This is a genomic window from Hymenobacter gummosus (assembly GCF_003970915.1).
GTDB lineage: Bacteria > Bacteroidota > Bacteroidia > Cytophagales > Hymenobacteraceae > Solirubrum > Solirubrum gummosum.
The window spans coordinates 251,408-263,713 of record NZ_RXOF01000004.1; the positions used below are offsets into that span (position 1 = coordinate 251,408).

Genomic DNA, 12,306 nt, shown 5'->3' on the forward strand with positions numbered 1-12,306 from the left:
CATGCACCGCTTCAGCCTATGAAAATACCGGATGAGCCCCTGATTACCAGTGAGTCGGCGCAGCACCTCATTGCACGGCGAAGCGGGCGGTGGCACTGCTTCCGTCGGGCAGCTGCAGGCGGGCCAGGTACCAGCCGGGCCGCAGCGCGTCCAGCGGCACGCGCCCCGTGCTGCCGCCGGGCAGCGGGTAGCTGGCCACGCGCTGTCCGGTGAGGGTAAACAAGATAAGATCGGCACCGGCGGCCGGCGGCCCGTTCAGCGCATAGTGCAGGGCTTGGCCCGGGCTCAGCAGCGTCGGGTACAGGGCCAGGCGGGCGGCAGCTCGGGTGCCGCGCACGGCCGTCACCCCACCCAGGCTCACCGGGCGGGCCCGACCAATGTAGTTGGGGTAGCCGAGCTGCCCGTAGTCGTTTTTGCCCCAGGCCCAGAGCGTGCCGTCCTGGCGCAGGGCCACGGTGTGCCGGTCGCCGGCGCTGGCGCGCACCCAGTTGGTGCCCGTGCCCACCTGCACCGGCAGGTACTGGTAGCGCCGGGTGCCGTCGCCCAGCTGGCCGTTGTCGTTCATGCCCCACACCCACAGCGTGCCGTCGGTGCGCACGGCCACGGCGTGGTAGTCGCCGGCGGCTACGCTCTGCCAGTTGGTAGCCGTGCCGATTTGAGTCGGCTGCAGGCGCGTCAGACCGGTATTGTCGCCGAGCTGGCCGTACAGATTGCCGCCCCAGCCCCACAGCGTGCCATCGGCGCGCACGGCCAGGGTGTGGAACATGCCGGCGCTGATGCTGCGCCAGCCCAGGCCCGAGGGCGGAACAATCTGCACGAACGTGGCGCGCTGCACGGTGGTACCGTCGCCCAGTTCGCCGCCGGCGTTGCGGCCGCAGGCCCACAAGGAACCGTCGCGGCGTTGGGCCACGGTAAAGTATTCGCCCGCTTCCACGCTCAGCCAGGTCGTGGTGGTGTCGACGCGCGTGGGAACCGTCACGTGGAGCCCGGCGGCCACGCCCAGCTGCCCGTACACGTTGGAGCCCCAGGCCCAGAGCGAGCCGTCGGGGCGGATGCCGAGCCGGTGGTTGCCGTCCTCCGTGATGCTGCGCCAGGTGCCACTCCCGCTCACCGGCACCACCGTGCCGCCAATGCCCCCGACCCCGACCACGGGGTTTTCCAGGGACCAGAGCGTGCCGTCGGCGCGTAGGGCCAGGGTGCTGTTGTTGCCGCTGCCGACGCTGCGCCAGGTGGCTACCGTTCCAATCTGCGCCGGTACCGGCCGCTCGAAGGGAATGGCGTCGCCGAGCTGCCCGTACTGGTTGCGGCCCCAGGTCCACAGCGTGCCGTCGGCCCGCACCAGGGCCGTGTGGTCGGCCCCGGTGCTCATGTCCAGCACCGGCCCGCTCGGGCTGATGGGCCAGGGCAGCATGTTGGCAGCCAAGGAGCTGTCGGGAGTGCCGCACTGCCCGTAGAGGTTGCTGCCCCAGGCCCGGAGGGTGCCGTCGGCGCGCACGGCCAGGGTATGCTCGCCGCTGGGGCTGGTTACCACCCGCTGCCAGGTGCCGGGCAGCTGCACCGGGCTGCGGCGGATCAGGTTGGTGGCGTCGCCCAGCTGGCCGGCCAGGTTGTTGCCCCAGGCCCAGAGCGTGCCATCGGTGCGCAGGGCCATGGTATGGCTGGCGCCCGCCGCTACCTGCTGCCACAGCGTGCCGCTGCCCAGGGGCCAGGGCACATTTTGCATGGTGCCCGAGCCGCCAACCTGGCCGTCGTCGTTGCGGCCCCAGGTCCACACGGTGCCGTCGGTGCGGGTGGCCGTGCCGTGGTAAGCGCCGGCGCTGATGCTGGCCCAAGTGCTGGCCGTGCCCACCTGGATGGGCAGGTACCGGTTGGAGCCGGAGGCGCCCAGCGTGTTGTAGGAGTTGTCGCCCCAGGCCCAGAGGGTGCCGTCCTGGCGCAGCGCCAGGCAGTACCGCCCCCCGGCGCTGACGCTGCGCCAGCTGGTGGCCGTGCCGACCTGCCGCATGGGCTCGGGGTAGTTTGTCGGCCCCAGGCCCATACCCCAGGCCCACAGGGAGCCATCCTGCCGGATGCCCACGGCGAAATCATGGCCGGCGCTGACGCTAGCCCAGTTGTAGAGCGAATCGATACGGACGGGGCGGAGCGGGTCGGGGTAGGTGTTCAGCTGATTGCTGGACGACTCGCCCCAGCCCCACAGGCTGCCGTCCTGCCGAATGGCCAGGGAAAAGTCCTTGCCGGCGCTGACCTGCCGCCAGTTGCTGGCCGTGCCAACCTGCACGGGCCGGGGCCGGTCGGTGGTGGTGCCGTCGCCCAGCTGGCCCTGGTCGTTGCGGCCCCAGGCCCAGAGCGTGCCATCGGCCCGGATGGAGAGGCTGTGGCTTTCGCCCACCGCCAGCGTACCGGCCGCCGACTGCGCCCCGGCCGGCAGCGCGCCCCCGAGTACGAGCAGCAGCGCCCCCACCAGGCGGCTCCGGGTGAAAAGCATCGAGTACAAAGCGCGCGAGTAGTTGTGCAGCATAAGCCCACTGATAGTTTGCTGGTAAAGCTATAAGCCGGCGCCCTTATCCCGGGCGGGTGACTTGAAAATAAGCCTCGGCCGCCGTGTTAACTCGGGGCAGGCACGGCCACGTGCAGCAGCGCGTCGCCCTGGTTGACCACTGGCATGTGGTTCAGCCCGATGATGTAGCCGCTCAGGGGCGACTCCAGGCGCACGGCCATTTCGCCGTAGGGGTCGGCCACCACGCCGTACTCCTGGCCTTTTTCGAGGTATTGCCCGGTGCGCAGGCCGGTGCGAAACAGGCCGGAGTACTTGGCCCGTAGCCAAGTGTGGCGGCGGCACACCACGGTGGCCTGGGCCGGCGCGGGCGCCTCGGCCAGCATGCCCAGGTGCTTCAGGAAGCGGAACGTACCGGCCGTAGCCAGCTCGATGCCCGGCTCGTCGAGCCGCAACGACTCTCCGGTTTCGTACACGATGATGCGGCGGCCCTGGCGCATGGCCGCCTCGCGCAGGGAGCCGGGTCGCAGCTCGGCGTGCAGGGTGAAGGGCGCGGCAAAGGCGGCGGCCAGCGCGTCGGTTTCGGCGTCGACGCCGAGGATGCAGCGCACCTGCGGGTGGTTGGAGCGGGCCGCCCCGCCGGTATGAAAATCGATGCCGTAGTCGACCAGGGGCATGATTTCGCGCATGAAGCGGTGGGCCACCCGGCTGGCCACCGAGCCGCGCGGGGAGCCGGGAAAGGAGCGGTTCACGTCCTTGCCGTCGGGCACCTCGCGCGAGAAGTTCAGGAAGCCGTAGATGTTCAGGATGGGAATGGCAATGATGCTGCCCTTGAGCGGCTGCTGCAGCTGCCCGCGCCGGATCATGCGCCGGATGGTTTCGATGCCGTTCACCTCGTCGCCGTGCATGCCGGCCATCAGCAGCACCGTGGGACCGGGCTCCACAGCCCGGAACACGTGTACCGGCACGTCGATAACGGTGCCGGAGGGCAGCTTGGCAATGATGAGGCGGGTCAGCACCTGCTCGCCGGGGCGGATGACGAGGCCGTTGAGCAGAAAATCGGTGGGACCGTGGTACGTGGAAGCAGTAGGCGTGTCGGACAAGGGCGGAGCGGTAAAAACGGCAAGGCCGCCGCACCCGGAGCGGGCACGGCGGCCTTTAATCTGCTAATAATTTCGCAGTTCCGCGCGCCGGAGCCTATTCTACCACCAGCCGGCGGGTAGCCGGGGCCGGCTGGCCGTCTTCGCGCAGGCGCAGCACGTAGGTGCCAGCGGCCACGCCAGCCAGGGGCAAGGTCAGCCGCTCGGCGGCGGCCGGGCGGACGGTGCGCACGGCCCGGCCCTGGGCGTCGAGCAACTCCAGGGTGGCGCCCGGGGCGCTCCGACTCAGCTGCACGCTCACGTGGTCGTGGGCGGGATTGGGGTAAACGCTGCGAATCAGCGGCGCGGTAGCCTTGGCCGGCGCGGCGGATTTTGCTGGCGCAGCGGCCGGGGCCGGGTGGGCCTTTTCGGCCGCTGCTACGGCGGCGGCAAACTCGGGAGCCGGCACAATGCGGTACGTAGGCAGGGCCTCCACTACGCCCCGGTAAAACCGGTGCAGCGGACGGGCGGCGTAGCGCAGCCGGGCATCGTGCTCGTCGCCCTTGCGCGGGTGCTCGGTCACGAGGTCGGCAAACTCGCCGCGGTCGACGAGGCGGTGCAGGCTGTCGAGCTGCCAGCCGTGGCCAATGAGGCCCGTCACCTCCCCGCCGCCGGCGCGCATGGCGTACACGTAGCAGCTCTGGCCGCTGCGGCTGCTTTCGGTGAGGTAGTACAGCCGGCGGTAGCGCGTGGCCCGGGCCAGCAACAGGGTATCGGTGTCGCCGGCCCTGGTGCGCGTAATCAGGTTCTGGCCGGTTTCGGGCTGGTAGCGCACCTGCAGGGCCTGGGTGTCGCGCGCCGATAGCAGCACGATGTCGCGGCCCAGCACCGGCTCCAGGTTCAGGGGCCGTTTTACCTCGTAGGGCTCGAAGCTGAGGCCGGAGCCGCAGCTGCACAGCAGGGCCAGCAGGCCGGCGGAAAAAGCAAGACGCAGCATAGATGGCAGGTTAAAAGATATGCTCTTCATGCGCCCAGCGGGCCCGACGTAACCCGGGGCCGCCCAAGCGTGGCACCTGCATGAACGCGCCGGCCTTTGGTTCCGTGTGCTAGTGCCTGCAGCGCCATACGGGGCAGCAGGCACTGGTCCAACCTAAAGCTTATGCCACTTTACAGATGCTGCTCGTCCGACTGCGTATCGGGCAGCACTTTGGCGGCCGATTTCGTGCTGGGCTTCTTCTTGGTTTTCTTCTTGGAGGCCAGCTCGGCGGTGTACTCGATGATTTTGCCGGCAATATCGAGGCCGGTGGCTTTTTCGATGCCTTCCAGGCCGGGCGAGGAATTGACTTCCAGCACCAGCGGGCCGCGCTTGCTCTGCAGCATGTCCACGCCGGCAATGCCCAGGCCCAGGGCCTTGGTGGCCAGCAGGGCGGCGGCTTTTTCGGCGCGGGTGAGCTTGACCAGCTTGCCGGTGCCGCCGCGGTGCAGGTTCGAGCGGAACTCGCCCTCCTTGCCCTGCCGCTTCATAGCCCCCACCACTTCACCGTTGACCACAAAGGCGCGCAAATCGGCGCCCTTGCTTTCGGCAATGAACTCCTGCACGATGATGCGGGCCTTGAGGTTGTGAAAGGCCTCAATGACCGACTGGGCGGCTTTTTCCGTTTCGGCCAGCACCACGCCCAGGCCCTGGGTGCCTTCCAGCAGCTTGATGATAACCGGCGCCCCACCCACCTGCTGAATCATTTCCAGCACTTCGTCGGAGTAGTTGGTGAAGGCGGTTTTGGGCATGCCCACGCCGGCGCGGGCCAGAATCTGCATGGAGCGCAGCTTGTCCCTGGAGCGCACGATGGACTGGCTGTCGACGGCGGTGCGCACCTTCATCATCTCGAACTGCCGCACCACGGCCGTGCCGTAGAACGTGACCGAGGCCCCGATGCGCGGAATAATGGCGTCGAAGCCTTCGAGGCGGCGGCCTTCGTAGAGGATGCCGGGCGTGCCCTTTTCGAGCACCAGGTTGCACTGCAGGTGGTCGATGACCTCCACGCGGTGCCCGCGCTGCTCGGCGGCCTCTACCAGGCGCTGGGTGGAATAAAGTTTAGGCTCACGTGAGAGAATCGCCAGATTCATATGGAGCGGAGAAATACGAGGGGAGGGAGAAAGAAAAGAAGCCAGCTAGTCGCCGGGGTGGGCGCGGTGCTGGCTTTTGTAGGAAAGGTTGCGCCGGGCCACGTCGACTACGAGCCGGGCGCGGCGCAGCAGGCTGCGGCCGATGAGCACGGGGTACTTCATGTCGGAGCGGTCGGACAGGGAGAATTCGGTGTCGTAGTCTTCCCCGAACAGGCGGATGACGGCCCGGATGACGTAGCGTTCCTGCACCTCGCCGTTGGAGGAGCGGATGTCGCGCAGCGAAAACTCCGCAAACTGCAAGGGCGTGCCGTTGAAGGCCGGGTGGGCGTCGTCGAGCAGCAGCACCCGCAGCAGCGGCCGCCCGTCGGGCAGGGTATCGACGTGGATGCCCGTGCAGTGAATGGCCCCGGTGAAGGCGCCGGTGTCCACCTTGGCCTCCACCCCGCGCAGCTGAAACTGCGGGAAGTCGACCAGCTCACGGCGGCCGACAATGCGCTTCGGGGGTCGACGATGGTGGGCCTTCTTCACAGGGGCAAAATACGGGCACGGCGCCGAGAGGCCCGGCAGGTAGCCAACGTTTTTTTTCGGGAGCAGCGGCAGCACTGGCCGTCATTGCGAGCGAAGCGCGGCAATCGTTCCTCTAGCAGCACCGCCAACGCAATACCTACCAGCCAAAAACGTCCCCGCTCGGAACTGCAGACGTGCGGCTTCGAGCGGGGACGTTTTCGTTCTGACGGCTTCTTGGTTTCTACTGGCTGTACCGTTGTGCCGCGAGGGGAAAGATTGCTTCGCTTCGCTCGCAATGACAGCGGGGTGCTACCGCCCCTACTTGCCGTAGCTGATGCGGTAGACGCAGTCGTTCTGGTCGTCGGAGACGAGCAGGGCGCCGTCGGGCATGACGAGCAGGGCCACGGGGCGGCCCCAGCTGCGCTGCCCCTCCAGCCAGCCCGAGGCGAAGGTCTGGTAGCCGGTGGCTTTCTTGCCGGAGGCATCCACCGTGACCAGCGTAATGCGGTAGCCGCTCTTGCTGCTGCGGTTCCAGGAGCCGTGCTCGGGGATGAAGACCTGGTTGCGGTACTGGGCCGGGAACATCTGCCCGGTGTAGAACTTCATGCCCAGCGGGGCCACGTGGGCGCCCAGCTTCTGGGCCGGCGGGGTGTAAGTGCTGGCTTCCTTGCCCTTGCCGAACTGCGGGTCGGGCAAATCCCCTTGGTGGATGTAGGGAAAGCCGAAGTGCAGGCCGGCGGCGGCGGCGCGGTTCAGCTCGCAGGCCGGCTTATCGTCGCCGAGCATGTCGCGGCCGTTGTCGGTAAACCACAGGGCTTTGTCCACCGGGCTCCAGTCGAAGCCCACGGTGTTGCGCACGCCGTAGGCCACGGTTTCGAGGCCGGTGCCGTCGGGGTTCATGCGGTTGATGGTGGCGAAGATGGGTTCCTCGGGCAAGCACACGTTGCAGGGCGCCCCCACCGGCACGTACAGCTTGCCGTCGGGCCCGAAGCTGATGTACTTCCAGCCGTGGTGCTCCTTGGTGGGCAGCTGGTCGTACACCACCTTCGGCTTGGGCTTCTGCCGCAGGGTGGTGGCAATGTTGTCGTAGCGCAGGATGCGGCTGATTTCGCCCACGTATAGGGCCCCGCCGCGCACGGCCACGCCGTTGGGCTCGTTCAGGCCCGAGGCAATGGTGACCAGCTCATCGGCGCGGCCGTCCTTGTTGCGGTCGGGCAGGGCGTACACTTTGTCGCCGCGGGTGCCCACGTACACGGTGCCGTCGGGGCCCAGGGCCAGGGAGCGGGCCCCGCCCACGTTCTGGGCGAAGTAGCTGATGCGGAAGCCCGCGGGCAGCTTGATTTTGGCGAGGTTGGCGTCGGGGGCGGCGGGCGGCAGGGCGGGGCCCGAGCCGGCCAGCGGCAGCACGAGCAGGAAGGGGAGCAGTCGGCGCATCATAGGGCTGCAACTGCCACGGTGGGCCAAAAGTTGCAGCCTTGGTCAAGCCAGCAGAACAAGAACGTCATGTCGAGCTTGCCGAGACATCTTGCGTGTTTGGTCAGATAGTGTTTTGTTACTATCGAAAGTCAGCACGCGAGATGCCTCGACTTCGCTCGGCATGACGTTCTATCGGGTTTCGTTCTGCTGGCTTACAGCCGGCCGGCTTCCTTGTCGCGCAGCAGCTGCTGGTACTCGCGCTCCGACCAGCTTTGCTCGCTCACGAAGCCGTAGGTGGTCAGGCCCTGAATGCCCAGGCCCAAGCCCCAGAACAGCGTCGGCCACACCGGCCAGGGCACGAAGTTGTAGCTGTCGGCGCCGGTGAAGTACCAGATGGCCCACAGCAGCGCGTTGACCAGCAGGTAGGTTACCAGGTGGGACTTGAAGGCGGCGCGGCGGCGGGCCAGGCGCCAGAGTTGGGGGTCACGGTCTTGGAGGGGGGCGTTCATGGCGGTAGGCGGTGAGGTGGTTGGGGTTAGGTTAAATATAGCTCCATTCCAATATCAGGAGCAAGCGGGGCCGGACTTAGCGCTGACCGGCTTCCCGTTCGCGCAGCAGCTGCTGGTACTCGCGCTCCGACCACGAGTCGGTGCCCAGCAGGCCGTAGCTGGCGAAGCCCTTGATGGCCAGGCCCAGGCCCCAGAACAGCATTATCCAGGCCGGCCAGGGCACCTGCTGGCCGTGCATCCGGTGGCCGGTGAAGTACCACACGGCCCACAGCACGGCGCTGACGAGCACGTAAAGGAGGAGCTGAACTTTGAACTGGGCGCGGTTTTGGGCGAGGTTCCAGAGGCGGGCGTTGCGGTCTTGCGGGTTCATGGCGCTGGTTGGTTAGGCGGTTATCTTGAGTCAAACATACCCGGCGCCGCCCCCCGGCTTCAAGTAAAAGGTGCCGAACCGTCGGGCCGGGCCGCCGAACCGTAAAAAGCGGCCGACGAGCCGCAGCAGCGAATTGGTGCAGTAGTGAAATGAAGCGCGGCCGTTCCCGTATCATAGCCATCCGTTCACCCCTCACCACCCTTCCGCCCATGTCCCTCCCCTACTCCGCCCGCCGCGCCTTCGGCCGCATCCTGCTGGCCCAGGCCGACATCACCAAGCTCGACACCGACGCCATCGTCAACGCCGCCAACTCCTCCCTGCTCGGCGGCGGCGGGGTCGATGGGGCCATTCACCGCGCCGGCGGCCCCGATATCCTGGAAGCCTGCCGCCGCCTGCGCGCCGGCCACTACGGCAAGGGCCTGCCCACCGGCGAGGCCGTCATTACCACCGGTGGCCGGCTGCCGGCCCGCTACGTCATTCACACCGTCGGGCCCGTCTGGAACGGCGGCCACAAGCACGAAGCCGAGCGGCTGACCAGCTGCTACCGCAACTCCCTACAGCTGGCCGCCAAGCACGAGCTGCGCAGCGTGGCCTTTCCCGGCATCAGCACCGGCATCTACGGCTACCCCAAAGCCCAGGCCGCGCACATAGCCGTGCAGACGGTGCAGGACTTCCTGGCCGCGCACCCGCTGCCCGAAACCGTGGTACTGGTGGCCTTCGACGAGGAAACGTACCGGCTCTACGAGCAGGAGCTGAGCTGACGGTAGCCCTGGCAGTCATTGCGAGGACGAAGGACGAAGCAAGCCTTCCTCTAGGAGCACCGCCGACGCAATACCCACCAACCGAAAAAAGGCCAGTGCAACGCGCCGCCGCTAACACGCGCACCGTCCAAAGTCCATTCTAATCCAAAAGCTGCTCCGCCCGAAACTCGTATCTGCAGCTTCGGGCGGCGCTATTTTCGGTTGCTGCGAGTTGCAGCGGCGGTGCGACTAGAGGAAGGATTGGCTACGCCTTCCTGCGGTTGCCGCGCTTGACTACGTCGACCTTCGGTTCGCTCGCAATGACTACGAGGTGAACCGTCGTCAGGCGGCGCCGCGCAGTTCCTCGGGGTGGCGGCGCAGGTAAGCCGCTACGTCGTAGAGCAGGCCGCCGTGGCCGGCGTCGAGCAGCACGGTGTGGGCAGCCTGCAAGGAGCCGATGAATTCGCGCAGGCCGGCGTGGGGAATGACGCGGTCGTGCTTGCCGAGGAAGAAGGTGATGGGCGTAGGGCGCTGGTTGAGCAGGCGCGCCAGCCGGCGCGTGTCGAAGGTCAGGTGGCGGAAGCCCGTCCAGCTGCGGTACACGCGCAGGCGCTTTTCGCGGCTATCGAGCTGCCACTGGGCAAAGCGCACCAGCCCCGAATCGACAATACGGCGCTGGCCCAGCGCGTCGATGAGGCGAAGCAGACGCTGGGGGCGCAGCACGGCCCGGCCCAACACTCCGCGCATCCAGGGCGGGTAGGTAGCCAGCGAATACCAGAACTGCGTGCGGATACCGTCAGGGGCCACCAGCCAGAGGTGCGCCACCCGCTCGGGCATAGCTTCGACCAGCGTGAGGGCAAACTTGGCGCCCATGCTAAAGGCCAACAGTCCGAACTGGTCGATGCCTTGCTCGGTAAGAAACTGCGTCAGCAGCTCCGCTAGGCGCTTTTTGCGGATGGGCGCGTCGGCCTTGGCCAGGCGGCTGCGGCCGTGGTAGAACAGGTCGAAGGCGTACACCGTCACCTGCTCGCCCAGCAGCCCGGCCACGTGCCGCCAGTGACTTTCGCTCTGCCCGTAGCCGTGAAACGCCAGCACTGGCCGCGGCCCGCGGCCATACACCTGGTAATGCAGCTTCGTACGGCCCGATTCGACGAACATGTTTTGGGTGATTAGGTGATTAGGTGATTAGATGGGTACGGCGGCTGGATGAAAAAGAACGTCATCCTGAGCCTTAGCGAAGGACCTTCCTCTAGCCACGCACTGCCGCTTGAGTATAGGCTCAGACGACATAATAAAACGATGCAAGCGCAGCCACCCTGCCCGGACGATTGGGCGTCGGTAGCTGCGCTTCACAGTTGGTATAGGGTTCGAGGAAGGTCCTTCGTCCTCGCTTGATGCGCGACATGCTCAGGATGCCGTTCTGATTTTCCGAATCCCTTAATCCCCTAATCACAATTTGGCCACGCCGCCCGATACCACGAACTTCATGACCTGGGCGCTGGGCAAATCGAGGAAGGTGACGTTTTCGCGGGGCACCAGCAGCAGCTCTCCGCTGAAGTTGTAGGAGTCGGGGAAGTACACGGCGGTGAGGTCGGGGCGGTGCATGGCCTTCATTGTGTCCTGGGTTACGAAGCCGATTTTGTAGCACTCCGTCCCGGCAAACACCTTCACCAGCACCGGGCAGTTGAACTTCTGCTCCTCGCCCAGCAAGGCATCGAAGATGTCCTTGATGCTGCTGTACAGAATGTTCACGACCGGCAGGCGGTTCAGAATCCTTTCGCCCAGCACGATGAACGGGCGCACCTGGGAGCCAATGAAGCCCAGCAGCGTGAGCATCACAATCATCAGCCCCAGGCCCAGCCCCGGCACCCCGTTGATGTCGAAAATGGTGTCGAGCCAGTGGAAAAAGGCGAACAGGATGTAGCTGGTCAGCGCAATTGGGGCCAGAATCAGCAGGCCGCGCAGAAAGTAACCGAGTATCTTTTTGATCATAAGCAGCAAGCAAAAACGCCCGGCCGGAGCCAGGCGAATGTAGTCGGCATAGCGTTCGGGCCGCCAGCGCCGTAGCGCGAAGCTCCGCTTCGCGTATTCCGAACGAGTCGTTGAACGACAACCGTTCTGGATACACGAAGCGGAGCTTCGCGCTACAGCGCCACCGCCGCCCCGATTTCGCTGATGCGGTCCGATACGCGCTGCATCAGCCACATCGGGGTGCTGGTGGCCCCGCAGATGCCCACGGAGCCGGCGCCCTCAAACCACTCATCCTGCAGCTCCTGCTCGTTTTCCACGAAGTAGCTGCGCGGGTTGGTCTGGTTCACCACCTGAAACAGGGCCTTGCCGTTGGAGCTTTTGCGCCCGCTCACGAACACAATCACGTCGTGCTCCACGGCGAATTTGCGCAGCTGCGGCTCCCGGTTCGATACCTGCCGGCAGATGCTGTCGTTGGCGTCGAACGTTTCCAAGTCACCACCGGCGGCCAGAATGCGTTCCTCAATGAGCTGCTTCATGCGGTAGAAGCCCGCGGTGCTCTTGGTCGTCTGGCTGAACAGCGTAACCGGCCGCTTGAAATCAATCTGGTCCAGGTCCTGCTCGGTCATCACGATGAGGGCCCGGTTGCCGGTCTGGCCCGTCAGGCCCGCCACCTCGGCGTGGCCCGGCTGCCCGTAGATGACAATCTGCCCGTCCTGGCGCGTGGTGGCGTCGAAGGCGTGCTTGACGCGGTTCTGCAGCTTGAGCACCACCGGGCAGGAGGCGTCAATCAGCTCGATGTTGTTTTGCAGGGCCAGCTGGTAGGTTTCCGGCGGCTCGCCGTGGGCCCGGATGAGCACCTTGCAGTCGTGCAGCTGGCGCAGCTGTTCCCGGTCGATGATGCGCAGCCCCTGCTGGTGCAGGCGCTCCACTTCCATGCGGTTGTGCACGATGTCGCCGAGGCAATACAGCTCCCGGGAGTCCTGCAACTCGTCCTCCGCCATCTGGATGGCGTACTCGACGCCGAAACAGTACCCGGAATTCTTATCGATGGTGACGTTCATGTGCTGCAAAGTTCGGAAAAAGACCGTTGGCAACC

12 protein-coding genes are annotated in these 12,306 nt (G+C 66.3%); 1 reads left to right on the forward strand and 11 read right to left on the reverse strand.

What is annotated here, in order from left to right; translation table 11 throughout:
* Nucleotides 1-67 precede the first annotated feature (67 nt).
* The 8 genes from EJV47_RS09130 to EJV47_RS09165 form a co-directional block, all read right to left on the reverse strand.
* Nucleotides 68-2,518, reverse strand: a complete 2,451-nt coding sequence (locus tag EJV47_RS09130; RefSeq protein ID WP_126692841.1) for an RCC1 domain-containing protein — start codon at nt 2,516-2,518, stop codon at nt 68-70.
* An 86-nt stretch (nt 2,519-2,604) separates the two neighbouring features.
* A complete protein-coding gene (locus EJV47_RS09135; RefSeq protein WP_243651082.1) occupies nt 2,605-3,597 on the reverse strand; it encodes a succinylglutamate desuccinylase/aspartoacylase family protein in 993 nt (330 codons plus the stop codon).
* Between the two features lie 94 nt (nt 3,598-3,691).
* Nucleotides 3,692-4,570, reverse strand: coding sequence for a T9SS type A sorting domain-containing protein (locus EJV47_RS09140; protein ID WP_165903675.1), 879 nt, complete (start codon nt 4,568-4,570; stop codon nt 3,692-3,694).
* A 170-nt stretch (nt 4,571-4,740) separates the two neighbouring features.
* Entirely contained in the window at nt 4,741-5,697 is a 957-nt protein-coding gene (gene rimK / locus EJV47_RS09145; RefSeq protein WP_126692843.1) for a 30S ribosomal protein S6--L-glutamate ligase, read from the reverse strand.
* A 45-nt stretch (nt 5,698-5,742) separates the two neighbouring features.
* The gene (locus EJV47_RS09150; protein ID WP_126692844.1) at nt 5,743-6,225 is read right to left on the reverse strand and encodes an ATP-dependent zinc protease family protein; all 483 of its coding nucleotides are present in this window, start codon (nt 6,223-6,225) and stop codon (nt 5,743-5,745) included.
* A gap of 297 nt (nt 6,226-6,522) precedes the next feature.
* Entirely contained in the window at nt 6,523-7,638 is a 1,116-nt protein-coding gene (locus tag EJV47_RS09155; RefSeq protein WP_341539257.1) for a PQQ-dependent sugar dehydrogenase, read from the reverse strand.
* A gap of 194 nt (nt 7,639-7,832) precedes the next feature.
* On the reverse strand, nt 7,833-8,129 hold the full coding sequence (locus tag EJV47_RS09160) for a 2TM domain-containing protein (protein ID WP_126692846.1): 297 nt from the start codon (nt 8,127-8,129) through the stop codon (nt 7,833-7,835).
* A 76-nt stretch (nt 8,130-8,205) separates the two neighbouring features.
* Complete coding sequence (locus tag EJV47_RS09165) at nt 8,206-8,499, reverse strand: 2TM domain-containing protein (protein ID WP_126692847.1); 294 nt, start codon at nt 8,497-8,499, stop codon at nt 8,206-8,208.
* A gap of 209 nt (nt 8,500-8,708) precedes the next feature.
* Here EJV47_RS09165 and EJV47_RS09170 point away from each other — a divergent pair, with 209 nt between their 5' ends.
* Nucleotides 8,709-9,260 (forward strand): O-acetyl-ADP-ribose deacetylase, encoded by a 552-nt coding sequence (locus EJV47_RS09170; RefSeq protein WP_126692848.1) that lies wholly within the window; start codon nt 8,709-8,711, stop codon nt 9,258-9,260.
* 321 nt (nt 9,261-9,581) lie between these two features.
* Here EJV47_RS09170 and EJV47_RS09175 read toward each other — a convergent pair whose 3' ends face one another.
* From EJV47_RS09175 to EJV47_RS09185, 3 genes are all read right to left on the reverse strand, one after another.
* Nucleotides 9,582-10,397, reverse strand: a complete 816-nt coding sequence (locus tag EJV47_RS09175; RefSeq protein ID WP_126692849.1) for an alpha/beta fold hydrolase — start codon at nt 10,395-10,397, stop codon at nt 9,582-9,584.
* Nucleotides 10,398-10,688: 291 nt separating this feature from the next.
* Nucleotides 10,689-11,231, reverse strand: coding sequence for a DUF502 domain-containing protein (locus tag EJV47_RS09180; protein WP_243651083.1), 543 nt, complete (start codon nt 11,229-11,231; stop codon nt 10,689-10,691).
* Nucleotides 11,232-11,383: 152 nt separating this feature from the next.
* The gene (locus tag EJV47_RS09185; RefSeq protein ID WP_126692850.1) at nt 11,384-12,271 is read right to left on the reverse strand and encodes a 4-hydroxy-3-methylbut-2-enyl diphosphate reductase; all 888 of its coding nucleotides are present in this window, start codon (nt 12,269-12,271) and stop codon (nt 11,384-11,386) included.
* Nucleotides 12,272-12,306: the final 35 nt, after the last annotated feature.